Origin of the sequence: Caballeronia sp. AZ7_KS35, from assembly GCF_023631045.1 — a bacterium.
Taxonomy (GTDB): domain Bacteria; phylum Pseudomonadota; class Gammaproteobacteria; order Burkholderiales; family Burkholderiaceae; genus Caballeronia; species Caballeronia zhejiangensis.
Genome location: NZ_JALQDV010000001.1, coordinates 422,592 through 445,287, shown reverse-complemented (window position 1 = coordinate 445,287; position 22,696 = coordinate 422,592). Strand labels below are relative to the sequence as shown.

The 22,696-nt window shown below is 62.0% G+C and carries 23 protein-coding genes and 1 pseudogene; 10 read left to right on the top strand and 14 right to left on the bottom strand.

Annotated features, from left to right (window positions below):
- Positions 1-35 precede the first annotated feature (35 nt).
- A complete protein-coding gene (locus NCT05_RS02165) occupies positions 36-509 on the bottom strand; it encodes a DUF2244 domain-containing protein (protein ID WP_008351769.1) in 474 nt (157 codons plus the stop codon).
- A gap of 232 nt (positions 510-741) precedes the next feature.
- On the bottom strand, positions 742-1,722 hold the full coding sequence (locus NCT05_RS02160) for a methyltransferase domain-containing protein (RefSeq protein WP_250501686.1): 981 nt from the start codon (positions 1,720-1,722) through the stop codon (positions 742-744).
- A gap of 149 nt (positions 1,723-1,871) precedes the next feature.
- Between NCT05_RS02160 and NCT05_RS02155 the strand changes: the two genes are divergently transcribed.
- Complete coding sequence (locus NCT05_RS02155) at positions 1,872-2,657, top strand: ComF family protein (protein ID WP_175979761.1); 786 nt, start codon at positions 1,872-1,874, stop codon at positions 2,655-2,657.
- Between the two features lie 22 nt (positions 2,658-2,679).
- Positions 2,680-3,150: a tRNA (uridine(34)/cytosine(34)/5-carboxymethylaminomethyluridine(34)-2'-O)-methyltransferase TrmL gene (trmL, locus tag NCT05_RS02150; protein ID WP_008351775.1), complete on the top strand. Its 471-nt coding sequence runs from the start codon at positions 2,680-2,682 to the stop codon at positions 3,148-3,150.
- Here trmL and NCT05_RS02145 read toward each other — a convergent pair.
- The 5 genes from NCT05_RS02145 to NCT05_RS02125 all read right to left on the bottom strand — a co-directional run bounded on the left by NCT05_RS02145 (position 3,123) and on the right by NCT05_RS02125 (position 5,930).
- Positions 3,123-3,668: an O-acetyl-ADP-ribose deacetylase gene (locus tag NCT05_RS02145; protein ID WP_250501685.1), complete on the bottom strand. Its 546-nt coding sequence runs from the start codon at positions 3,666-3,668 to the stop codon at positions 3,123-3,125. The genes trmL and NCT05_RS02145 overlap by 28 nt on opposite strands.
- Before the next feature lie 12 nt (positions 3,669-3,680).
- The gene (locus NCT05_RS02140; protein WP_250501684.1) at positions 3,681-4,679 is read right to left on the bottom strand and encodes an NAD(P)H-dependent glycerol-3-phosphate dehydrogenase; all 999 of its coding nucleotides are present in this window, start codon (positions 4,677-4,679) and stop codon (positions 3,681-3,683) included.
- Positions 4,680-4,706: 27 nt separating this feature from the next.
- Positions 4,707-5,177 carry a protein-export chaperone SecB gene (secB, locus tag NCT05_RS02135; RefSeq protein WP_008351779.1) on the bottom strand — a complete coding sequence of 157 codons (471 nt, stop codon included), beginning with the start codon at positions 5,175-5,177 and terminating at the stop codon, positions 4,707-4,709.
- Between the two features lie 70 nt (positions 5,178-5,247).
- On the bottom strand, positions 5,248-5,508 hold the full coding sequence (gene grxC, locus NCT05_RS02130) for a glutaredoxin 3 (protein ID WP_008351780.1): 261 nt from the start codon (positions 5,506-5,508) through the stop codon (positions 5,248-5,250).
- Positions 5,505-5,930, bottom strand: a complete 426-nt coding sequence (locus tag NCT05_RS02125) for a rhodanese-like domain-containing protein (RefSeq protein WP_008351781.1) — start codon at positions 5,928-5,930, stop codon at positions 5,505-5,507. Before NCT05_RS02125 ends, grxC begins: the two co-directional genes overlap by 4 nt.
- A gap of 182 nt (positions 5,931-6,112) precedes the next feature.
- On the opposite strand from NCT05_RS02125, the gene gpmA reads away from it, so the two are divergent.
- The 3 genes from gpmA (at position 6,113) to NCT05_RS02110 (ending at position 9,563) form a co-directional block, all read left to right on the top strand.
- The gene (gpmA, locus tag NCT05_RS02120) at positions 6,113-6,859 is read left to right on the top strand and encodes a 2,3-diphosphoglycerate-dependent phosphoglycerate mutase (RefSeq protein WP_008351782.1); all 747 of its coding nucleotides are present in this window, start codon (positions 6,113-6,115) and stop codon (positions 6,857-6,859) included.
- Positions 6,860-7,106: 247 nt separating this feature from the next.
- Positions 7,107-8,690: a S41 family peptidase gene (locus NCT05_RS02115; protein ID WP_008351783.1), complete on the top strand. Its 1,584-nt coding sequence runs from the start codon at positions 7,107-7,109 to the stop codon at positions 8,688-8,690.
- A gap of 102 nt (positions 8,691-8,792) precedes the next feature.
- Positions 8,793-9,563 carry a HesA/MoeB/ThiF family protein gene (locus tag NCT05_RS02110; RefSeq protein ID WP_175979757.1) on the top strand — a complete coding sequence of 257 codons (771 nt, stop codon included), beginning with the start codon at positions 8,793-8,795 and terminating at the stop codon, positions 9,561-9,563.
- A gap of 372 nt (positions 9,564-9,935) precedes the next feature.
- Here the strand turns inward: NCT05_RS02110 and ptsP are convergent, their stop codons facing one another.
- From ptsP to NCT05_RS02075, 7 genes are all read right to left on the bottom strand, one after another.
- Complete coding sequence (gene ptsP / locus NCT05_RS02105) at positions 9,936-11,696, bottom strand: phosphoenolpyruvate--protein phosphotransferase (protein ID WP_008351786.1); 1,761 nt, start codon at positions 11,694-11,696, stop codon at positions 9,936-9,938.
- Between the two features lie 221 nt (positions 11,697-11,917).
- Positions 11,918-12,187 carry an HPr family phosphocarrier protein gene (locus NCT05_RS02100; protein WP_008351787.1) on the bottom strand — a complete coding sequence of 90 codons (270 nt, stop codon included), beginning with the start codon at positions 12,185-12,187 and terminating at the stop codon, positions 11,918-11,920.
- A gap of 37 nt (positions 12,188-12,224) precedes the next feature.
- The gene (locus tag NCT05_RS02095) at positions 12,225-12,713 is read right to left on the bottom strand and encodes a PTS sugar transporter subunit IIA (protein ID WP_008351788.1); all 489 of its coding nucleotides are present in this window, start codon (positions 12,711-12,713) and stop codon (positions 12,225-12,227) included.
- 297 nt (positions 12,714-13,010) lie between these two features.
- A complete protein-coding gene (gene gshB, locus NCT05_RS02090) occupies positions 13,011-13,967 on the bottom strand; it encodes a glutathione synthase (RefSeq protein WP_250480238.1) in 957 nt (318 codons plus the stop codon).
- Between the two features lie 52 nt (positions 13,968-14,019).
- Positions 14,020-15,309 carry a glutamate--cysteine ligase gene (gene gshA, locus NCT05_RS02085; protein ID WP_033536547.1) on the bottom strand — a complete coding sequence of 430 codons (1,290 nt, stop codon included), beginning with the start codon at positions 15,307-15,309 and terminating at the stop codon, positions 14,020-14,022.
- Positions 15,310-15,584: 275 nt separating this feature from the next.
- Entirely contained in the window at positions 15,585-17,054 is a 1,470-nt protein-coding gene (locus NCT05_RS02080) for an ammonium transporter (RefSeq protein ID WP_250501683.1), read from the bottom strand.
- Between the two features lie 31 nt (positions 17,055-17,085).
- Positions 17,086-17,424, bottom strand: coding sequence for a P-II family nitrogen regulator (locus NCT05_RS02075; protein ID WP_008351794.1), 339 nt, complete (start codon positions 17,422-17,424; stop codon positions 17,086-17,088).
- Between the two features lie 393 nt (positions 17,425-17,817).
- Here NCT05_RS02075 and NCT05_RS02070 point away from each other — a divergent pair, with 393 nt between their 5' ends.
- The 5 genes and pseudogenes from NCT05_RS02070 to NCT05_RS02050 all read left to right on the top strand — a co-directional run bounded on the left by NCT05_RS02070 (position 17,818) and on the right by NCT05_RS02050 (position 22,685).
- The gene (locus tag NCT05_RS02070; RefSeq protein ID WP_008351796.1) at positions 17,818-18,081 is read left to right on the top strand and encodes an accessory factor UbiK family protein; all 264 of its coding nucleotides are present in this window, start codon (positions 17,818-17,820) and stop codon (positions 18,079-18,081) included.
- 94 nt (positions 18,082-18,175) lie between these two features.
- Positions 18,176-18,862: pseudogene (locus NCT05_RS02065) on the top strand (magnesium chelatase domain-containing protein); the annotation flags it as partial.
- Positions 18,863-20,032: 1,170 nt separating this feature from the next.
- Positions 20,033-20,611, top strand: a complete 579-nt coding sequence (locus tag NCT05_RS02060; RefSeq protein ID WP_250501682.1) for a recombinase family protein — start codon at positions 20,033-20,035, stop codon at positions 20,609-20,611.
- Positions 20,612-20,818: 207 nt separating this feature from the next.
- Entirely contained in the window at positions 20,819-22,252 is a 1,434-nt protein-coding gene (locus NCT05_RS02055) for a hypothetical protein (RefSeq protein ID WP_250501681.1), read from the top strand.
- Positions 22,253-22,493: 241 nt separating this feature from the next.
- Positions 22,494-22,685: a hypothetical protein gene (locus NCT05_RS02050; protein WP_250501680.1), complete on the top strand. Its 192-nt coding sequence runs from the start codon at positions 22,494-22,496 to the stop codon at positions 22,683-22,685.
- Positions 22,686-22,696 lie beyond the last annotated feature (11 nt).

Genomic DNA, 22,696 nt, shown 5'->3' with positions numbered 1-22,696 from the left:
CTCGACCCCCGTGGCATCGCACCCGCCGGCTCCTCTCATAGACGTCTCAGCGACGCCTGTAACTCGGCAGCAAATTGTTTGCGACGATGCTGTGCAAGGTGTTGTCCGATTTTCACCGATTGACCGCGCGATACGATCGTGAGCGGCTCTCTCGGCGTCGCGCCCGCTTCGACCCGCACCCAACGCGGATTGAACTCGAACTGCGTCAGCTCTTCGGCGTTCATCTGTTCGATCAACAACCGGTTTTGATACAGCCGGATCCGTTCGTAGTCGACCGCATGGCGCGCGTAGATCAGAAACGCGATGCCCACGACCGCCAACTCGATTCCGGTGAACGGCAGCACCAGCCAGGCGCCGTTCAGAAACAGCGGCGTTGCGATTGCCAGCGAAAACAGCGCAAGCGACACATAGAAGCCCACGAACTGACGCGGCGAGACCGAGCAGTTTCGCTTCATCAGCCAGTCCTTGATGACCGGCTCGGACTCCGTCAGCGTCTGGCTGGCTTGCATCGCTGCCTCCATCAATCCGCACGCAATCACACACATTTGCTCGGATTTCGCCCAAATTTGTGTCGGTCCGGGCGACAAACTGACGCATTATAGGCGTCTTGGGTGGCATCCACAAGCAAGGGTCGTAACCTCGCAAAGCCAAGCGCCACAAGCTTCTGCGCCTTTTTGACGCACCTTTTTGCGCGCTTTTCTTGCGCAAATTTCAGACATAACAACTGTGCTCTTTACCGATTCAGCGTTTCGGTCTCGAGCCTCGTCCAATGTCTTCAAGACGGACGATGCCGTGCCCGTCCGCTGTCGTGCGCGGCACCGCCTTCCACGCATGCCCGTAGATCACTTCGAAGGTCAGCGGGATCGTGCCGTCGTCGCGGCGCAGCGCTTCGAGCGCCTGATGCACCGCGCCGCGCACGGCCTTGGCGTCCGCATGGCCTTCGTCGAACGCGCGCTCGAACGGATACGCGCCCCAGCGCGTCACGTCCGCGAACAGCGATTCAGGCGATTTGTACGTGATCGTCAGCACTTCCTGATCCATCACCGGAATTTCGAAGCCGCTTTCGACGAGCATGTCGCCGAGATCGTGCATGTCGACGAAATCGATCGTATGCGCTTGCGGCGCGAGCCCGAGCGTCCGCTCCGCTTCGCGATACGCGGCGCGAAGCTCGCGCAGCGTATCGGGGCCGAACGTGCTGAACATCAGCAAGCCGTTCACCTTGAGCACGCGCTGCCATTCGGGAAAAACGAGGTCGGGCCGCGCATGCCAGTGCAGCGCGAGATTCGACCACAATAGTTCGAACGCGCCCGATGCGAACGGCAGCGCGGAAAAATCCGCCTGCGCGAGTTGCGGGCCGCGTGCGCCGAACGCCTTGGCGAGCGTCGAAGGAAGAAAGCGGCGCCATCCCGCGCCGTTGTCCGCGTCCGTGGCTTCGGCGGCGCGCGCGCGCGCGAGCATCGCGGACGAGATGTCGATGCCGGTCACCGACGCCTCTGCAAAGCGTTCCCGCAAACCGGCCAGGTCCGCCCCGCCGCCGCACGCCGCATCGAGGACGCGCATCGGCGCAACCTTGATGTATTCGAGCCGCTCGCGCATGCGCTCCGCGATCTCGCGTGTCAGGAACGCGACCTCGTCGAAGGCGGCGGCGCGACCGTCGAAGATCGCGCGCAAACGGCGCGGATCATAGGCCGGACGGCTAGTTTTAGGGGATGTCGGGGACATGTCGATCTTTTTGCGGAGAGTGCGAAGTATACTCGGTCGTCTCGAAAACGACCCATGCGAAGTGCTGATACGAGGCATAAACGCTTCGTGAGGCGCAATGAATGCGCGTGTTTAGCGCATCGAGCCGCGATTTTTCCGATTCAGCAGTCATGAAAGCCGACAGCATTCGCCTTCCCTTCCGGACGCCCGTCACGGCACGCGCTCGCGGATTCGCGTCGGCGGCAAAACGGCTCGTCGCGTGCGCGCTGCCGAGCCAGTGCGCGTTATGCGGCAATTTGTCGCAAGCACTGCTGTGCGATGGTTGCGACGCGCAGTACTGGAATGAGCCGCGCTTGCGCTGTGCGACGTGCGCGCTGCCGTTGGCGGCATCCGCGATGCGACGCGAGCGCGAAGACCTGCGCGTGCACTGCGCCGCGTGCCTCGAAGCGCCGCCCGCGTTCAACGACACGCTCGCGCTCGCCGACTATCGCGCGCCCCTCGACACGCTCGCCGTCGAGTTGAAGTTTCGTGCGCGGCTCGCCGCGGGCGAGGCATTCGCGCGGCATCTGCATGCGCGTTTCGAGGACAGCGATCTGCCCGCGCCGGATGTGATCGTGCCGATGCCTCTCTCGCGCGAACGGCTCATCGCGCGTGGCTACAACCAGGCGTGGGCCATCGCGCGTCCGCTCGCACGCATGATGCGCGTGCCCGCCCACGCATCGATGATCGCGCGGGTCCGGCATACGTCGGCGCAATCGCGGCTCGATCGCGAAACGCGCCGCCGCAATGTTGCGAGCGCGTTCGCCGTCTCGGGCGATGTGCGCGGCACGCATGTCGGCGTCGTCGACGATGTGATGACATCGGGCGCGACGCTCGACGCGCTTGCTCGCACGCTGAAGCTCGCCGGCGCGCGGCGTGTCAGCAATTTCGTGGCGCTGCGCACGCCTAAAGATTAATCACCTTTATTAGAAGCAATCCATGTTCAACGTCGTACTCGTCGAACCCGAAATCCCGCCGAACACCGGCAACGTGATCCGCCTGTGCGCGAACACGGGCGCGCGTCTGCATCTGATCGAGCCGCTCGGCTTTCCGCTCGACGACGCGAAGATGCGCCGCGCCGGCCTCGACTATCACGAGTACGCCGAAATGAACGTGCATGCGGACTGGGATGCCTTCATCGCGAAGGAAACACCCGACGCCACGCGCATGTTCGCGTTCACGACGCGCGGCTCGACGCCGTTCTTCGATCACGCGTTCAGGCCGGGCGACTGGTTCGTGTTCGGCGCGGAGACGCGCGGCCTCGCGCCCGAATTGCTGGCGCACTTTGCGACGGAACAGCGCGTGCGCCTGCCGATGCGGCCGGGTAATCGCAGCCTGAATTTGTCGAATACGGTGGCGATCGTGACGTTCGAGGCGTGGCGTCAGGCGGGATTCGAAGGCGGCGCTTGAGCCTTTGCCGCTTCGAGTTCGGCTCGATAGAGCGCGAGCATGTTGTCCTGAAAGCATGCAAAGACGACACGCTGAACGGCGGGCGTGGAAGGCAAGGTGTCGATGACCGTGCGCACCGCGATCTTCACGGCTTCATCATGGGGAAAGTGATAGATGCCGCAACTGATGGCCGGGAACGCAATCGACTCGCAGCCCGCTTCCCGAGCGAGTTCGAGCGAGCGCTGGTAACAGCTCGCGAGCAATTCGGGCTCGTTCTTCTTGCCGCCGCTCCAGCGCGGCCCGACCGCATGAATGACGTGCTTCGCGGGAAGCTCGTAGCCGCGCGTGATTTTCGCGTCGCCGGTTTCGCAGCCGCCGAGCGTCTCGCACTCGCGCAGCAGGCCTTTGCCGGCCTTGCGATGAATCGCCCCGTCTACTCCGCCGCCGCCGAGCAGCGATTTGTTCGCCGCGTTGACGATGGCATCGACTTCGAGCGTGGTGATATCGACTTTCAGCGCTTCGAGCCTGGGCCTACGCACACACGCCTCCGATTACTCTGCTTTTGCGTCCCGACTGAGAAGCGCCTGCACGGCATCGCGCGGCGTCACGTTATCGAAGAGCACCCGGCATACCGCCTGCGTGATCGGCATCTCGATTCCGCGCGAATGCGCGAGCCCGAGCACGGCGCGCGCGCATCGCACGCCTTCCGCGACATGGCCGAGCGCCGCGAGAATCTCCTCGAGCGTGCGTCCGCTGGCGAGTTGCATGCCGACAGTGCGATTGCGCGACAGATCGCCCGTCGCGGTGAGGATGAGATCGCCGAGGCCGGTTAGCCCGGTGAAAGTCTCCGCGCGGCCGCCGAGCGCGACGCCTAAGCGCGACATCTCCGCGAGCCCGCGCGTGATGAGCGCGGCGCGGGCGTTCAGGCCGAGACCGAGGCCGTCGGAAATGCCCGTCGCGATTGCGAGCACGTTTTTCACCGCGCCGCCGACTTCGACGCCGATGACATCGTCGCCGGTATAGATACGCATCGCGCCATGATGGAACGCCGCGACCGTGCGCGCGCCCAGTTCCGCCGATGCGCTCGCGACCGTCAGCGCGACCGGCAAGCCTTGTCCCACTTCGCGCGCGAAGCTCGGTCCGGACAGCGTTCCGTTGCTGCGATGCTCGGGCAATTCGGCCGCGACGACCTCGTTGGGCAGACACTGCGTATCCGCCTCGAAGCCTTTGCACAGCCAGACGATATGCGCCGGTACGACGCCGGCGTCGCGCATCGAACGGCACAGCGCGCGCAGGCCCGCGACCGGCGTCGCGACGACGCACAGCGCGTCATTCGCCGATGCATGCGCGAGCGCCGCGGCGAAATCGGTCTCGAATGCGAGCGCGTGCGGCAGCGTCACGCCTTCGAGATAGCGCGTGTTTTCGTGCGTGCGGGAAAGTGATTCGATGAGCGCGGGGTCGCGCGCCCAGAGCTTCGTGTCGTGCCGGGTCGCGAGGTGGCCCGCGAGCGCGGTGCCCCATGCGCCGGCGCCGAGAACGGCTACTTTCATGCTCGGCTCCGGTCCGGCAGAGTCAGGTCAGTGCGTCGCGCCGTTCGCCGCGCCTTCCTGGGCGCTCGCGAGTTGGGCGATACGCTGCTCGTACAGCGCCTGGAAGTTGATCTCCGCGAGGTGGATCGGCGGGAAACCGGCGCGCGTGATCGCGTCGGCGATGTTCGAGCGCAGGTACGGGAACAGAATGGTCGGGCACGCGATGCCGACGAGCGGATCGATCTGCTCCGCCGGAATGTTGCGGATGTCGAAGATGCCTGCCTGCTTGGCTTCGATCAGGAATGCGACCTTGTCGGTGACTTTCGCCGTGACCGTGCCCGTGACCAGCACTTCGAAGACGCTTTCCGCGAGGCGGTCGGCCTTCACGTCGACTTCGACTTCGACCGACGGCATTTCCTGCTCGAGGAAGATAGCCGGCGAATTCGGCTGCTCCAGCGACATGTCCTTCAAATAGATGCGCTGGATGTTGAAAAACGGCTGGTTGTTCTCGTCAGACATTTTGATTTCCTAGGTAATCCGGTATGCGGCGCGCGTTCGTGTCGAATCGCGCGCCGCGAGTATGCATGTGTCAGGCCGATTCGAGCAGCGGCACGAGGCCGCCCTTTCGATCGAGCGCGGACAGATCGTCGTAGCCGCCGACGTGCGTCTCGCCGATGTACACCTGCGGCACGGTCCGCCGTCCGGTGCGCGTCATCATTTCCTCGCGCCGGCCCGGCTCGCGATCGATCAGGATCTTCTCGATCGTTTCGACGCCGCGGGACTTTAAAAGACGTTCGGCCATCTGGCAATACGGGCACACGACCGTGCTGTACATCACCACTTTTTTCACTTGACTGCTCCTTGTTTCACCACCGGCATGCCGGCTTTTTGCCAGGCGTCCACTCCGCCTTGCAAAACGTGGACCTCGGCGTAACCCGCCTCGGACACGGTGCGGCTCGCACGCTGCGATTCTTGACCGGTTTGGCAAACGAGCACGACCGGATTGCTCTTATTCTTCGCGATCTGGCCGATTTTTGCTTGAAGCTCCGTGGCTTCGATATTTCGTGCAGACGGCAGATGTCCCTTCGCGAATTCCGCGGCGGGCCGCAAATCGACAACCACGGCGTTGCGCCGGTTGATGAGCGTCGTGGCTTCGGCGGCCGAAATGCCGCCGCGCCCGCGCCGCGTGACGGCGGGCCAAAGGAGCAGCGCGCCGGAAACCAGCGCGATGACGATAAGTGCAATATTCGTGTAATCAGTGAAAAACTTCACGTCGAGGGCCGCCGAAATTTAGTAGGAAAGGAAGAAAGGGAAATGGGCGCAATCGGGGCATTATAAAATAACCGTTTCCCGCGATGGCCTCTGCCGTCCGGCCGATGGCGACACCCCGCCCGTTCGGGCAGCATGACGGGGTGCGATCGGCGCACCGCTTTTCCAACTGACCGACCGAAATCATGTACAAGCTAGTGCTCATCCGCCACGGCGAATCGACGTGGAACAAGGAAAACCGCTTCACCGGCTGGGTCGACGTCGACCTGACCGAGCAGGGCAACCGTGAGGCGCGCCAGGCAGGCGTGCTGCTGAAGGAGGCGGGCTACCAGTTCGACATCGCGTATACGTCGGTGTTGAAGCGCGCCATCCGCACGCTGTGGCACGTCCAGGACGAGATGGATCAGATGTATATCCCGGTTGTGCATTCGTGGCGCCTGAACGAACGCCACTACGGCGCGCTCGCGGGCCTGAACAAAGCAGAAACCGCGAAGAAGTACGGCGACGATCAGGTGCTCGTCTGGCGCCGCAGCTACGACACGCCGCCGCCCGCGCTCGAACCGGGCGACGAGCGTGCGTCGTACAACGATCCGCGTTACGCGAAGGTGCCGCGCGAACAGTTGCCGCTCACCGAATGCCTGAAAGACACGGTCGCCCGCGTCCTGCCGATCTGGAACGAATCGATCGCACCCGCCATCAAGTCCGGCAAACAGGTCGTGATTTCGGCGCACGGCAACTCGATCCGCGCGCTGGTCAAGTATCTGGACAACATCTCCGATCAGGACATCGTCGGGCTGAACATCCCGAACGGCGTGCCGCTCGTGTACGAACTCGATGAAAACCTGAAGCCCATCCAGCACTACTATCTGGGCGATCCGGAAGCCATCGCGGCCGCGCAGGCCGCTGTCGCCAAGCAAGGCAAGGCAGGCTGATTCCGGCTGTCCCGCAGGTGTTTGGCCTGACGAGGGCGCCATAACGGGCGCCCTCGCCGCGTTCATGGCGCCCGGCTGACGAACCGCGAGCGGCATCGACAGGATCGCGTCGAAACGTGCGCGAGCCATCGCTTCAACGGATGAAAGCCTCAGGCATTTAAGTTGCGTTTAAGTCGCCAATCAAGGCGAGCGGGTATACTGGCCCGTCACCAACGATGCAGCCCATCCGATTCCGACCGCACTCTCTATGCGAAAGAACCTGAAAAACTTCGGCCTGGTAGCCGTTGGCGTTGCTGCCGGCGCACTCGCCACCCTGCAGATCTCCGCATCCGCACAGCAAGCTGCTTCCTCGCCTCTGCCGCTCGAACAATTGCGGCTTTTCGCCGAAGTTTTCGGTCAGATCAAGCACGAATACGTCGAACCGGTCGACGACAAAAAGCTCCTCACCGCCGCCATCAAGGGCATGGTGTCGAGCCTCGACCCGCACTCGTCCTATCTCGACAAGACCGATTACGAAGAACTGCAGGAACAGACCAAGGGCCGATTCGCGGGCCTCGGCATCGAGATTTCTTCGGAAGACGGCCTCATCAAGGTCATTTCGCCGATCGAAGACACGCCAGCGTTCCGCGCCGGCATTCGTCCGGGCGACCTCATCACGCGCATCAACGACAAGCCGGTGCGCGGCATGACGCTGGATAAAGCCGTGAAGCAGATGCGCGGCGAGCCGGGCACGAAGGTCACGCTCACGATCTTCCGCAAGAGCGACGACCGCACGTTCCCGCTCACCGTGACGCGCGCCGTGATCCGCGTGCAGTCGGTGAAGATGAAGGTGCCGGAGCCGGGCTACGGCTACATCCGCATCACGAGCTTCCAGGAGCGCACGGTGCCGGATCTCGCGTCGAAGTTGCAGGATCTCGCGCGCCAGCAACCGAATCTGAAGGGCCTCGTGCTCGATCTGCGCAACAACGGCGGCGGCTTGCTGCAAAGCGCGGTCGGCGTCGCGGGCGCGTTCCTGCCGGATAACGCGGTCGTCGTGTCGACCAACGGCCAGATTGCGGACGCGAAGCAGACGTTCCGCGACACCTACGACAACTATCGCCTGCCGTCCTTCGATTCCGATCCGCTGAAGAGCGTGCCGGAAATCTTCAAGAAGGTGCCGATGGTCGTGCTGACCAACGCGTACTCGGCGTCGGCCTCCGAGATCGTCGCGGGTGCGCTGCAGGATCATCATCGCGCGCTGATCGTCGGCAAGACCACGTTCGGCAAGGGCTCGGTGCAGACCGTGCGTCCGATGACCGCCGACAGCGCCCTGCGCCTGACGACGGCCTATTACTACACGCCGAGCGGCAAGTCGATCCAGAATCAGGGCGTGCGCCCCGACGTGCCGGTCGATCAATACGCGGACGGCGATCCGGACGACGCGCTCGTCACGCGCGAAGTCGATTACTCGAACCACCTCGCGAACACGCAGGATCCGAACGAGAAGAAGGAACAGGAGCAGCGCGAGGCGGATCGTCTGGAGCAACTGCGCATTCTCGAAGAGCAGAACGACAAGAAGACGCCCGAGCAGCGCCGCAAGGACCGCGAGCGCAAGCCGGTCGAGTTCGGCAGCGCGGACGACTTCATGCTCCAGCAAGGTCTGAACAAGCTGGAAGGCAAGCAGGTCGTGGAGTCCAAGTCGTACAGCGAACGCAAGCTCGCGCAGAACAAGCCGGCACGTTCGGCGTCCGCTCCGGTGGTTGCACCGCCTGCGCTGCCGGCCACGCCGGGTTCCGCGCCGGCGTCGGGCGCGCAGCCGGCATCGGCGCCTACCGCGCAGCAGTCGAAGTAACTTTCCCGTAGTCCCCGCAAAGGCTTCGCAGCGTAACGTTGCGAAGCCTTTCTTCTTTTCGCGCTTAGAATGCTTCGTTCGAGCAAGCCGATTCTTTCCGCGATGAACGACGACCAACTCCTTCGCTATTCCCGCCACATCCTCGTCGATGAAATCGGCATCGAGGCGCAGCAGCGCTTTCTCGACGCGCACGCCGTCATCATCGGCGCGGGCGGACTCGGCGCGCCCGCGGCGATGTATCTCGCGGCGTCAGGTGTCGGAAAAATCACGCTCGTCGATGCCGATACTGTCGATCTCACGAATCTCCAGCGGCAGATCGTGCACATGACGCGATCGGTCGGAGCGCCCAAGGTGGAATCGGCACGCGAGACGTTGAGCGCGCTGAATCCGGACATCGACGTCATCGCGGTGAACGCGCGCGCCGACGCCGCGTGGCTCGACATTAACGTGCCCGGTAAAACCGTGGTGCTCGATTGCAGTGACAACTTCGCGACGCGTCACGCGATCAACGCGGCCTGCGTCGCGCATCGCGTGCCGCTCGTGTCGGGCGCGGCGCTGCGTTTCGACGGGCAGATCAGCACCTTCGACTTCCGCGCACCCGATTCGCCCTGCTACGCGTGCGTGTTCCCGCCGGATCAGCCGTTCGAGGAAGTCGCGTGTTCGACGATGGGCGTGTTCGCGCCGACGGTCGGCATCATCGGTGCGATGCAGGCGGCGGAGGCGCTGCGCGTGATCGGCGGTTTCGGCGAGACGCTCGCGGGCCGGCTGATGATGCTCGACTCGCTGCGCATGGAATGGAACACGATGCGAATCGCGCGGCAGCCGGATTGCGCTGTCTGCGGAAACACGGGAAGCCGCGAAGCAGCGCGCTAAATCGGTCGCGTCTTACGCCGTCGACCGGACGGTCCGCTTAAGCTCATCGATTCTTCAATCGCAGGGCGGATCGTTCTTTGAGCGCCATCACTTCGCCGGCGAGCGCGCAACGCGGGCTCACGCAAAGCGCGTTCGCGCGGCCGTCGCTTCCGCGAATCACCCGCACACGGAGTTCCGCACGCCGTATCGCGTGATCAATTTCCACGCATGCAACAGTTGCTTCAACGACACGACGTGCGACTTCGACAACCGCGATTTTCTGTGGTGTCCGCGCCGGCGCGGCAAGCCAAGCCGCTTTCAATGCACTTCGGCGATCTCACCCGAGCAGGTCATCGCTCGGGTGGATCGACTGATTGCGGATCACGGCTTGGCCTAGACCTTCTGCAACGCCGTGAGCGCGGCCTGCAATTCAGCGGGTTCGTAGGCCGCAAGCACATCCGCGACCGGCTTTTCCAGCGCCTTCAGGTTCGAGCGCAGAATTTCCTGCTTCACGATCAGCAACTGGCTCGGATGCATCGAAAACTCGGTGAGCCCGAGGCCGAGCAACAGGCGCGTGACGGCGGGATCGCCCGCCATTTCCCCGCACACCGACACCGGCACGCCCGCGCGCTTCGCCTCGCGCAACGTGAACGCGATCAGGTTCAGCACCGCCGGATGCAGCGGATCGTAAAGATGCGCGACGCTGTTATCGGCGCGATCGATCGCGAGCGTGTACTGGATCAGATCGTTCGTGCCGATCGACAGAAAATCGAGCCGGCTCAGGAACAGCCGCACGGCGATGGCCGCCGCCGGAATCTCGATCATCGCGCCGACCTGAACCTGACGGTCGTACGCCACGCCTTCGTCGTCGAGTTGACGCTTCGCCTCGCGGATCAGATCGAGCGTCTGGTCGATTTCCTGTGCGTGCGCGAGCATCGGAATGAGAATCTTGGTCGGCCCGAACGCCGACGCCCGCAGAATGGCGCGCAGTTGCGTGATGAACATCTGCGGCTCGGACAGGCTCCAGCGGATCGCGCGCAAGCCCAGCGCGGGATTTGGCGCGGTTTCGTAGCCATCGCTTCCGGTCATGGAATCGAGCGGCTTGTCCGCGCCGACATCGATCGTGCGGATCGTCACCGGCTTGCCGTTCATCAACTCGACGGCGCGCTTGTATGCCTCGAACTGCTCCTCTTCCTCCGGCAACTGGTCCTTGTGATTCATGAAGAGGAATTCGGTGCGGAACAGGCCGACGCCCATCGCGCCCGCTTCGACGGCGACTTGCGCGTCTTCCGGCAACTCGATGTTCGCGCACAGTTCGATCTTCGTACCGCAGAGCGTCTGCGTCGGCGAGAATTTCAGGCGCTGGAGCTTGCGCTGTTCCAGCAGTTTCTCGCTCTGACGATACGAATACTCTTCGAGAACGATCGGCGCCGGATCGACGATCACGATGCCATGATCGCCGTCGACGATGATGAGATCGTTCTGGCGGATCAGCACGCTCGCCTGCTGCACGCCGACGGACGCCGGAATGCCGAGACTGCGCGCGACGATCGCCGTATGCGAAGTGCGGCCGCCGAGGTCGGTGACGAAGCCCTTGAACGCCTGCGTCTTGAACTGAAGCATGTCCGCCGGCGCGATATCGTGGGCGACGACGATCATTTCGTTGTGCCCGTTGCTGGCGGCCGTATGCACGACGAGCGACGCGGCCGTCGGCGCGCCGGCCAACGCTTTCAAAAGACGCTCGACGACCTGCTCGACGTCCGCCTTGCGTTCGCGCAGATATTCGTCTTCGATCTCGTCGAAATAACCGCCGAGGATTTCCAGTTGCTCGGTGAGCGCCCACTCGACGTTGTAGCGGCGCGTGCGAATCAGGTCGATGGTTTCCTGCACGAGCATGGCGTCGTTCAGGATCATCGTATGGACGTTGATGAACGCGCCCATTTCGCTCGGCGCATCGGCGGAAAGGTCTTCGCGCAGCGCTTCGAGTTCGGCGAGGACGGCCGCCTGCGCCGCGTGGAATCGGGCGATTTCCGCGTCGATCTGATCCGGCTCGATCAGATAGTGGTCTACGTCGAGCGCCGCCGGCGCGATCAGATACGCGCGCCCAATGGCGATGCCGCGCGAGACGGGAATTCCATGCAGCGTGAAGGACACGCGCCCTCCTCTAGTTCTTTGAATGTCGCGGTCTGCCAGGCGCCCCCTCGACGGGCACAAACCGCGCGTCCATTATATGTTCGATCGTGCTCACAAGTCCCTGAACACCCGGTGACGACAGGGCCGGAACGGTTGCACGACGTTACGCGAAAGCGTGATGCGGATACGAAAAAGCCGCGTCGATGCGCGGCTTTTCACTGACGGACACTGCGGCGAAACGCTTACTGCCCTTCTCCGAATTTATCGGCGATGAGCGCGAGAATGGCTTGCATCGCTTCGGCTTCGTCCGCGCCTTCGGTTTCGATCGTCACCGTGCTGCCGATGCCCGCCGCCAGCATCATCACGCCCATGATGCTTTTCGCGTTGATCCGGCGCCCGTTGCGGCTCATCCAGATCTCGCATTGAAAATTGCCCGCCAGTTGTGTGAGCTTGGCCGAAGCGCGTGCGTGGAGCCCCAGCTTGTTCACGATTGTTGTTTCTTGTTGCAGCATGATGCTCCGAAGCGCTAGATGGATGAAATGAGCGGCGTCAGTGGCTGGCGGCCTTCGCGCTGATGAGATCGGCGCTCGCCGAGCATGCCGGATCGGGCGAGCCGGCGGCCTTCGTCGCGAGGGCGCAGGGGTTGAGCGGCGTGGACGAATCCAGTTCCTGGATGCCCTTCGAGCCGCCCTGAAGAATCTTTTCGGCGAGCGTGTCGAGCGGCGTCGCGCGGTAGCAGACGGCGCGCACGAGCATCGGCAGATTGCAGCCGGCGAGCACGCGCACATCGGTGTCGTGCAGGCTCGCCGCGATGTTCGCGGGCGTCGCGCCGAACACGTCGGTGAGCACGATCGCGCCGTTTTCTTCTTTCAGGCGATCGATTTCGGAGCGCGCGAACGCGCGAACTTCGACCGGATCGCAGTCGGGCATCACGTCGATGACGCCGATGCGCGCCGGCAAGCCACCGTAAATATGTGCGATGCACTCGCGTAGCGCGGTGGCGAAAGGTGCGTGCGCGATGATCAGAATGCCAGCCATGTCAGGAAATTGCCTCAGCGACAAATCAACGACGAAAAATCGGACAAATACGTCGGAGTTCGCTCGAAAGCGCGCGAGCGGCGCGGAACACAACTCTAAAGTGGATGCCGTTACAACGAAATCAACCGCCTTCCAGCTTCATTACCCCAAGCCTGCGCGTCGATGCTTAAGCGAACTTTAAGCGCACTTTTAGACGCGATCGCGCCCCAGAAACGCGGGCGCGGGAAAGTCAATTCTAACAGTCCCGCCGAGGTGAGTTTGGCGCGCTGTCCGCGCGCGTTTCGTTGGCCGGCAGACTCAGTGCGCCGCGCGCTCGAGCGCGTCGATAAACATGCCCGCAACGTCGAAGCCGGTCTGATCCATGATTTCGCGAAAGCACGTCGGACTCGTGACGTTGACTTCGGTGAGATAGTCGCCGATCGCATCCAGCCCGGCGAGCAGCAGGCCGCGCGCCTGCAGCACCGGCCCGAGCGTCTCGGCGATTTCGCGATCGCGCGCCGACAGCGGCTGCGCGCGCCCGAGCCCGCCCGCCGCGAGATTGCCGCGCACTTCGCTGCCCTGCGGAATGCGCGCCAGCGAATACGGCACCGGCTGACCGCCGATGACGAGAATGCGCTTGTCGCCATCCTTGATTTCGGGGATGAACTTCTGCGCCATCACCGTGCGCGCGCCGTCCTCGGACAACATCTCGACGATCGAGCCGAGATTCATCCCGTCCGCCTTCACGCGGAACACGCCCATGCCGCCCATGCCGTCGAGCGGCTTCAGGATCACGTCGCCGTGCTCGGCGTGGAAAGCGCGCAGGCGCGCGGCATCGCGCGTGACGAGCGTCGGCGTGACGAACTGCGGCCATTCCGCGATGGCGAGCTTCTCGGAATGATCGCGGATCGCCTGCGGCTTGTTGAAGATCCGCGCGCCGTTGCGCTCGGCGATCTCCAGCAGCCACGTCGCGTTCACGTATTCCAGATCGAACGGCGGATCCTTGCGCATCAGCACGGCGTCGAAATGCGTGAGCGGCAGATGCTCGGCCTGCTCGGCGGCATACCACGGCCAGCGGTCACTGTTGGCCTCGTCGCCGACGATCGCGATGCGCCGCGCGCTCGCCTCGACCTTCGTTCCGGTCCACGCGAGATGCTGCGGCTCGCACGCATAGAGCACGTGGCCGCGCCGCGCGGCTTCGGCCATCATCGCGTAGGTCGTGTCCTTGTAGATCTTGAAGCGATCGAGCGGGTCGGCGATAAAGAGGATGTTCATGACGATTTGCTAGTTCGGTGCGCGGCCTGCGAGCTTACCGCAAGCCGCGAACTCACACCTGAATGGCTTCAGGATCGGTCTTTTCGAGCTCGACCGATGCCGCCAGCAGCGCCAGCCGCGCCACCACGCCGTACATGTAGAAGCGGTTCGGCGGCGCGGCGCCGGGCTTCGCGTGCGTGTCGGGCAACGCCGTGTGCTCGAAGCCGAGCGGCACGAAATGCATGCCCGGCGCGTTGAGGTTCTGATCGCGCTCGCGCGAATCGTGCACGCGGTAAAACCCGCCGACGACATACCGGTCGATCATGTACACGACCGGCTCCGCGACCGCATTTTCCACGCGCTCGAACGTATGCACGCCTTCCTGCACGATCACGTCGTGAACTTGCAGGCCTTCCTTGGCGTCGTTCATCTTCGTGCGTTCGCGCTTGGTCAGCGCGGCGACTTCGCTCGCGTCGTGGACGGTCATCACGCCCTTTCCGTACGTGCCGGCATCCGCCTTGATGACGACATACGGACGCTCGCTGATGCCGTACTCGCGATACTTCTTCGCGATCTTCTTGAGCACGCCGTCGATGGCTTCCGCGAGCGCTTGTTCGCCCGTGCGCGCTTCGTAATCGACGCCTTCCACATGCGCGAAGTACGGATTCACCATCCACGGATCGATCTCGACGAGTTTCGAGAACTTCTTAGCGACGTCGTCATAGCAGGAGAAATGGGTCGACTTGCGGCGCACCGCCCAGCCGGCGTGCAGCGGCGGCAGCAGATACTGCTCGTGCAGATTTTCCAGCACGGGCGGAATGCCGGCCGAAAGATCGTTGTTGAGCAGGATCGAGCAGGGATCGAAGTTCTTCAGGCCGAGGCGCCGCGGCGTGCGTTCGAGCGGCTCCAGCACGATTTTCTGGCCATCGGCGAGCGCGATGGTCACAGGACCGTGGATATTCTCGTCCAGCGTGCCGAAGCGGATGTTGAGCCCCGCTTGCCGCATGATGAGCGCGAGGCGCGCGACGTTCTCGAGATAGAACGCGTTGCGCGTATGGCGCTCGGGAATGACGAGCAGATTCTTCGCGTCCGGGCAGATTTTTTCGATGGACGCCATCGCTGCCTGCACCGCGAGCGGCAACACTTCCTGCGGCAGATTGTTGAAACCGCCGGGAAAGAGATTGGTGTCGACGGGCGCGAGCTTGAACCCCGCGTTGCGCAGATCGACGGAACAGTAGAACGGCGGCGTGTGCTCCTGCCATTCGAGCCGGAACCAGCGCTCGATGGCGGGCATGGCCTCGAGGATTTTCCGCTCGAGATCGAGCAGCGGGCCACTTAACGCCGTAACAAGGTGCGGAACCATGTATTACTCGCGGAAGAAGACAAAAGATTGTAGAGCAATTGCTTTGCCTAAATGGGTATCAACCGCCAATTGACAAGGTTTTGCGGCCCGCGCCGCGCCGCTTCCACGCACTTTTCCGCCTGTCGCTTCAATAGGTTTGGCCGCCGCCTTCGACGAAACCCGGACGGAAACGGCGCACCAAAAAAAATGCCCGCCATAAGGCGGGCGAAGTCGCTGCGCTCGTTCCTTGCTCGCAGCCTACGCGCTCTCGCGGCGCGCCGGTTGCGGCGTAAGACTTACTCGACGTGCTCGCCGTGCAGCGTGACGTCGAGACCTTCGCGTTCCTGTTCTTCCGTGACGCGCAGGCCCATGGTCATGTCGATGATCTTCAGCAAAACGAAGCTGACGACGCCGCTGTAGACGAGCGTGACGAGCACGCCCTTCGCCTGCACGAGCACGCTGCCGTCGAAGCCGCCGATGTCCTTCACCGCGAACACGCCCGTCAGCAGCGCGCCGATGATCCCGCCCACGCCGTGCACGCCGAACGCGTCGAGCGAGTCGTCGTAGTTGAACTTGTGCTTGAGCCACGTCGCCGACCAGAAGCAGACCACGCCCGCGACAATGCCGATCACGATCGCGCCCGTCACGCCGACGAAACCCGACGCCGGCGTCACGGCCACCAGACCCGCAACCGCGCCCGAGATGATGCCGAGCACCGACGGCTTGCCCTTCGTGATCCACTCCGCGAACATCCAGCCGAATGCGGCGAACGCGGTGGCGATCTGCGTCGTGAGCATCGCGAAACCGGCACGGCCGTCAGCCGCCACTGCCGAACCCGCGTTGAAGCCGAACCAGCCCACCCACAGCATCGATGCGCCGATCAGCGAGAGCACGAGGTTGTGCGGCGCCATCACTTCGCGGCCATAGCCGACGCGCTTGCCGAGCACGAGACAGCACATCAGACCCGCGATACCGGCGTTGATGTGAACCACCGTGCCGCCCGCGAAGTCGAGCACGCCAGCCGATGCGAGCCAGCCGGTAGGTTCCCAGACCATGTGCGCGATCGGCGAGTAGACGATCAGCGACCACAGCGCCATGAACACGAGCATCGCCGAGAACTTCATGCGATCCGCGAACGCGCCGGTAATGAGCGCCGGCGTGATGATCGCGAACGTCAGCTGGAATGCGAAATAGACCGACTCGGGGATCGTCACGGCCAGATGGCTGACGGTAAGCGTCGTCGCCTTGTCGCCCTTGATGTAGGCCATGCCGTGCAGGAACACGCGCGAGAAGCCGCCGAGGAACGAGCCGCCCGGCGTGAACGCGATGCTGTAGCCGACGACCGTCCAGAGGATCGTCACGAGACAGCAGATCGCGAAGCTCTGCATGACCGTCGCGAGCACGTTCTTCTTGCGGACCATGCCCGCGTAGAAGAGCGCGAGGCCGGGAATCGTCATGAACAGCACGAGCGCCACGGAAGTCAGCATCCACGCGGTGTCGCCGGAGCTGATCTTCGACGAATCGACCATGACCGGCTCGGTCGGTGCGGCCGGCGCGGCATCGGACGCGGCGGATGCGCCGGACGCGGCGTCTGCCGCCGATGCCGCCTGAGCCGACGACGCCATCGCCGTGTTGGCGCTTTCGGGCGCGCTTGCAGCGGGTGCCGAGGCTGCGGCCGGAGCGGACGCATCCTGGGCGAGAGCGGTGCCGACATTCGCGCCGATCAGCGCGCCCGCCACCAACAGTGACATCAAAAAGTTACGCATTCTTCTGGTTCCTCTTATCGCCAATTTCTTGTTAGAGCGCGTCGGCGCCGGTCTCGCCGGTGCGGATGCGGATCACCTGTTCGATTGAGGTGACGAAGATCTTTCCGTCACCGATTTTTCCCGTGCGTGCGGCGCGTTCGACGGCTTCGATCGCCTGATCGACGATGTCGTCCGAGACGGCCGCCTCGATCTTCACTTTGGGCAGAAAGTCGACGACGTACTCCGCGCCCCGATACAGCTCGGTGTGCCCCTTCTGTCGGCCAAAGCCTTTCACCTCGGTCACGGTGATGCCCGAGACGCCGATGGCCGAGAGCGCTTCACGCGCTTCGTCCAGCTTGAACGGCTTGATGATTGCGGTAATGAGCTTCATGTATCCCTCGCTGTGGTGTGCTGATCCTTCGATGCCGTCCATTGAAGCGTGCAGAAAAGGTCGCGCCACTTATGCAACTCGTATGCCATGCGAGCATCCATGCGGCTTTGCGCGATTTCGCGAAACAATCGCACGAAGGGTCGGCCGAACGGCTAACGCGGGCCGCGCGTGCTGGCGTCGGGGTAGGTTCATTGCTAGAGTGGTCCAGAGGTCCCGCAAAAAGGGGCATGGGCGGACAACGCGAGCGCGCGGCGGCGCTAAAATCGCGGCGCCTCAAAGGTGCTTCGACGCGCGTTCGCGCATTCGGCGGCGCGCACCAATATCGAACATTCGATAATTCGGGGCACTGACCTAACAATGAATGCACTTTTTTTGTGCAAGAAGGGAGAAACGATGAAGCAGCCCAACGACGTTTTCAACGATTTGCAGCAGAAGATGAGCGATCTCTTCAAGAATTCGCCCGCGAAAGACGTCGAACGGAATATGAAGGCGATGCTCTCGCAAGGCTTTTCGAAGCTCGATCTCGTGACGCGCGAGGAATTCGACACGCAGACGCAAGTGCTCGTCCGCACGCGCGCTCGTCTCGAAGAACTCGAAAAGCGCGTCGCGCAGCTGGAGCAGCGTCTCGCGGGCGGAAATACGGCCGCGCAAGACTGAGGCGCCAGCACTGCCTATCGCGTACCTCGGCTAGCGAGCCGTGAGTTTCTAGTTTTATTGCCGGCGCGGTCCATGCGCCGTTTCAGGTGAAATCATGTCGCTTGCCGTGGTACGCAGCCGCGCGCCCGCTCCTGGGCGCGCGCCCGAAGTCGTCGTCGAAGTCCATCTCGCCAACGGGTTGCCGTCGTTTTCCATCGTCGGTCTGCCCGATCTCGAAGTCCGCGAAAGCCGCGAGCGCGTGCGCGCCGCGCTGCAGAACTGCGGCTTCGATTTCCCCGTCCGCAGAATCACCGTCAATCTCGCACCCGCCGATCTACCGAAGGAAAGCGGCCGCTTCGATCTGCCGATCGCGCTCGGCATTCTGGCCGCGAGCGGACAGATTCCGGCTGCAGCGCTCGAACATCGCGAGTTCGCGGGCGAGCTTTCGCTGACCGGCGCGCTGCGTCCGATGCGCGGTGCGTTCGCAATGGTCTGCGGCGCGGCGCGCCACTATGCATCGATGCGCGATGCAGCCCCGCCAATCCCCGAAATCTACGTGCCGCTCGCAAGCGCGGCGGAAGCGGCGCTCGTGCCGGGCATCGAGGTCTTCGGCGCGGCGGACTTGCCCACGCTCTGCGCGCATCTGAACGATGTCCCCGACGCCCGTCTGCGACCCGTGCAAGCCGCTCCGCTTCCCTCGACAGCCGCGCCGTCCGCGGATCTCGCCGATGTCATCGGCCATCCCGCCGCCCGCCGCGCGCTCGAAGTGGCGGCTGCGGGCGGTCATCATCTGCTGATGGTGTGTGTTTAGGACCCTGAACGCCAGTCGGTTGGGAGGCGAGAACGGCTGCGCTGGGCAGCTAAATTCATACGCTCCAGTATCAGTTCACGATGTTCCAAACTCGCGTCCCGCGCATCGCGCATGACCGCCAAGGCCCTTTGGGCCAACGCTGTATCGAAGCCTTCCCTGATCATTTCACGTATGCGTTCCGATTGCTGTCGAATCTGCTTATTTGCGGCCCTTATGTTCGTGTTGACCCTTTGAAGGGCTTCGTCTGCCTGTTCGAATTGCATGATTCGTTTTAGTTGAAAAGAATGCCCGCCTTGTATCGACGGGCTGAGGGTTCAGAGAATGCGCCACCGACTGGGTTACAACGAGATTTCACTGTAATGCACGGGTAGCGTCGGATGGATGTCCGTTTGGCAACCTTAACGCCCCTGACATCACTTAGACCGAATGAAAACCAAGTCGCCGCCGATTAGCCGGTTTCCATAAGACGTCGTGTCAACTAAAGTGTCCGTATGGCAAGCTCTACACCCCTTTCACTGGAAGTCATCGAGCTGCAAATAGCCCAGCGTGAGGCAGAGGTAGTCACGCTCCAGATATGGATCGCCCATACCCGTCTGTCCTTCGAGAGCTACCTAGCAGCCTCCAATGCCCTCGTGATGCTTGAGAGTGAGCTGGAGCGATGGAAGGCACTCAGGGAACGAGTCAGGCCCTCCCCCCCATGCCCACCTTCGGAAAACTGAGGCCCCCCTGAGCGGCTGAGGCCCCCCGGGGGTGGTAGGGGGTCTTTCCATCTGGACGATGAATTTCCGGGAGGCCCACTCCCACGCACGATTGCCAACAACAACGAGCAGCTTGGCCCAAATGTTCGGTTTTTGAAGGAGGGGTCCCGGGGGGCAGTTACCGGGGTACCTTCGGAATCAGCCTTCGAAATAAAACGAAGCTCCAGCTGCTCCCTTGCCAACGCGCCGCCAGTCCTTCCTTCCTCGGTCAGGCAACAAGGGTTGTTAGATGGTGGTGGATGTCTAAGGTATTGGCCCCTGTGCCTCAGCCCGGTAGCCCCTTATGGTGTGCGAAAACGCCCAATTGCGAACAGGTTGTTTAGAGGTGTGCGAAATATACCTTGCATGTGTTTCGAACAGACTCTAATATTCGTACATCCTTTTCGTTCACCCCTGAGGCCCTATGTCCCGCACCTTCGCTTATGCCCGTGTCAGCCGTACTGAACTAAACACCACCAACCAGCTGCAGGAGATCAAAGCGGCAGGCTTCACGGTCGATGCCAAGCGGATCGTTGAGGAAACCATCAGCGGCAGCACGGAAGCCTTCAAGAGGCCCCTGTTCGCCAAGCTGGTGGATCGTCTGGAGGCTGGGGATGTGCTGATCGTTACCAAGCTCGATAGGTTGGGTCGGTCTGCCTTGGATGTGCGGTCTACGGTCGAGAAGCTGGCAGGGATGGGCGTCCGTGTTCATTGCCTCCAGCTCGGTGGTGCGGACCTTACGAGCCCGGCAGGAAAGCTAATTATGGGTGTCCTTAGCTCGATGGCGGAATTCGAACGGGATTTGATCATTGAGCGTACACAGGCAGGATTGGCCCGTGCTAAGGCTGAGGGGGTCAAGCTGGGTCGGAAGTCCGCTTTGAGCCCTCGGGAACAACAGAAGGTCCGTGAGGCCCTTGCTGAAGGTGTGTCGGTGTCCCAGCTTGCCCGGGATTACAGCACCAGCCGTGCAACGATTCTCAGGGCTTCCAAGGTGGCGGAATAGATACTTGCCACAAGGTAGCCAGTACCTCTCTAACTCATTGATGTTATTGAAAAAAATTATATAGATGGTCTGGTGATAGCCCTTTTCGATAGGCAGAGGGGCTTCAAGGGGTTTCTGAGGGTGATCCATGGGCTTGGAGTTTGCGGGTCATCCCGTACTGATGAGTGAAACGGGGCTAGACAACACAACACTACTGTACAAAACAAGGTGGAACACAATGGCTCTGAATTGCTTTGGAACCCTTACGATAGGCTCTTCACGAAGCCCGTAGGAGCCTTTAAACTAGCCTTCGTTGTGGCAACATACAGGCATGGAATGAAAGACGCGGTCACGAAGAAGGCGGCACAGCAGCGCCCTATCTTCATTGATGGATTCATCGTTGCAAAGACCCCTGACGCTCGTGAGTTGGTGGAAGCCATAGCTAGGGATGTCATCAAGAAACTGAATCTGAACCCTCAACGGCCATCTTCGGCTGCACGGGTCAAGCGTCAGGTCGAGATCATCGTCTGTAATGCGGCCCTCAATGAGCAGACTTCCATCCCGTTATCGAAGCGGTTCTTGGGAAGGTTTGACCGGTACAAAGCTCCGAAGCTGACGGAATCCATGAGGCCCGTGCTAGATGCAATGGTTGACCTTGGCTATATCAGGTTGGACGTCGGAACTAAGGCATCATTCGAGCCGGTCGAGCTTAATGAGGGTGAGGAAGAGGATGCTTTCGTTGCTGAGGATGCCGGACATACCGGGCTATCACGTATCTCGTCCTTAAACATCCCTTCGATTCCACGGCATCACTTCAGCAGACACCCCCGTGAAGGCGAGCGGATCATTCTGAAGAAGCCGAATGTCAAGGGTCAGCATGGGTTCTATCTACACTACGAAGATACCCCTGAGACGGAACGTATGAGGTCTGAACTGCAGACCATCAGCGATGCCATCAGAGCCCGTGTGGACTACATCGGTGATGACAGCCGTATCGATGATTCTTCGGTCTTCCTGCAGCGGTCCTTCATCCGTATCGAAGGTAAGGAAGACTTCACACAAGGTGGGCGGATATTCGGTCATCCACACCCGTGGTGGCTGCCACTGTCATCCAAGGATCGATTCAACGATATCGCCATTGATGGGAGCGACCAACTGGTAGAGGTGGACTACGGGCAACACGCTGTCAGGACCCTCTACGGGCTTGCTGGGCTTCAGCCTACCTTCGAAGACGCCTATGCCATTCCGGGATACGAAGACAGCCGCGAAGCTGTGAAGAAGGTCCTCAATTCGATGATCTGGGCTGAAGCCCCCTTATCACGCTTCCCACGGTCAGAAGGCAGTGATGCTCCCCTGAAGACCCAGTTCCCCAAGGGAACTAAGGTGGAAGCTGTGGCTGAAGCCATACGGAGGTTCCATGAGCCGGTAGCGCACCTCTTTCACGAAGATCATGGTCTCGGAATCCAGTACCTTGAGAGCCAGACCATGGTGAAGGTGTTGCTCAGGCTCCTTGATGCTGGAATTACAGCTCTGCCCTACCACGATGCAATACTGGTAGCTCAAGAGCATCAGGCTTTGGCTGTTGAAGTGATGCTGACAGCCTTCAGGGAGGCTACCGGAGCAGAGGGAAAGATCAAGATCAGAAGTTCCAACGGTAGCTAATCCCAACAACCTACCCATAGCCTAAGCCCTTGGTAACACTGCCTATGAATGAACTATTGTGATATCTACCTATAGGTACCTTACCGTTCCCCTAAATAGGGGGTTTTTCTGGTCTGAAGCCTTACTCTCATACAGACCTCAGGAGCGGTCATCGTAGTCCGCCGCTCCCGTGGATCGTCCTGAGGCGCTCCAGCCCGCCAATGAGGCTCTGCAACCCGCCAGGTATCCAAGGAACCAAGGTATGCCATCAACTGAGAAAACGACGCTGAGGAAATGGTACGGCAGCACGAGCGGGACGGACCGGGTGATGATCCATGCGGTGATCCTCTCGCTACCGTGGCTCGTTACGTATGCGTCTCACGAACTGCTTTTGTGGCTGTCATTCGTGCCCTTCGTGTTCCTGTCCTATCTGCATCTGACGCACGATCACTGAGGACCAGCGGA

Excerpts from the sequence above, each read along its gene's own strand:
- NCT05_RS02165 (WP_008351769.1), bottom strand. The coding sequence starts at position 509 with ATGCAAGCCAGCCAGACGCTGACGGAGTCCGAGCCGGTCATCAAGGAC.
- NCT05_RS02160 (WP_250501686.1), bottom strand. The coding sequence starts at position 1,722 with ATGTCCCCGACATCCCCTAAAACTAGCCGTCCGGCCTATGATCCGCGC.
- NCT05_RS02155 (WP_175979761.1), top strand. The coding sequence starts at position 1,872 with ATGAAAGCCGACAGCATTCGCCTTCCCTTCCGGACGCCCGTCACGGCA.
- trmL (WP_008351775.1), top strand. The coding sequence starts at position 2,680 with ATGTTCAACGTCGTACTCGTCGAACCCGAAATCCCGCCGAACACCGGC.
- NCT05_RS02140 (WP_250501684.1), bottom strand. The coding sequence starts at position 4,679 with ATGAAAGTAGCCGTTCTCGGCGCCGGCGCATGGGGCACCGCGCTCGCG.
- secB (WP_008351779.1), bottom strand. The coding sequence starts at position 5,177 with ATGTCTGACGAGAACAACCAGCCGTTTTTCAACATCCAGCGCATCTAT.
- gpmA (WP_008351782.1), top strand. The coding sequence starts at position 6,113 with ATGTACAAGCTAGTGCTCATCCGCCACGGCGAATCGACGTGGAACAAG.
- NCT05_RS02115 (WP_008351783.1), top strand. The coding sequence starts at position 7,107 with ATGCGAAAGAACCTGAAAAACTTCGGCCTGGTAGCCGTTGGCGTTGCT.
- NCT05_RS02110 (WP_175979757.1), top strand. The coding sequence starts at position 8,793 with ATGAACGACGACCAACTCCTTCGCTATTCCCGCCACATCCTCGTCGAT.
- NCT05_RS02100 (WP_008351787.1), bottom strand. The coding sequence starts at position 12,187 with ATGCTGCAACAAGAAACAACAATCGTGAACAAGCTGGGGCTCCACGCA.
- NCT05_RS02095 (WP_008351788.1), bottom strand. The coding sequence starts at position 12,713 with ATGGCTGGCATTCTGATCATCGCGCACGCACCTTTCGCCACCGCGCTA.
- gshB (WP_250480238.1), bottom strand. The coding sequence starts at position 13,967 with ATGAACATCCTCTTTATCGCCGACCCGCTCGATCGCTTCAAGATCTAC.
- gshA (WP_033536547.1), bottom strand. The coding sequence starts at position 15,309 with ATGGTTCCGCACCTTGTTACGGCGTTAAGTGGCCCGCTGCTCGATCTC.
- NCT05_RS02080 (WP_250501683.1), bottom strand. The coding sequence starts at position 17,054 with ATGCGTAACTTTTTGATGTCACTGTTGGTGGCGGGCGCGCTGATCGGC.
- NCT05_RS02075 (WP_008351794.1), bottom strand. The coding sequence starts at position 17,424 with ATGAAGCTCATTACCGCAATCATCAAGCCGTTCAAGCTGGACGAAGCG.
- NCT05_RS02070 (WP_008351796.1), top strand. The coding sequence starts at position 17,818 with ATGAAGCAGCCCAACGACGTTTTCAACGATTTGCAGCAGAAGATGAGC.
- NCT05_RS02060 (WP_250501682.1), top strand. The coding sequence starts at position 20,033 with ATGTCCCGCACCTTCGCTTATGCCCGTGTCAGCCGTACTGAACTAAAC.
- NCT05_RS02050 (WP_250501680.1), top strand. The coding sequence starts at position 22,494 with ATGCCATCAACTGAGAAAACGACGCTGAGGAAATGGTACGGCAGCACG.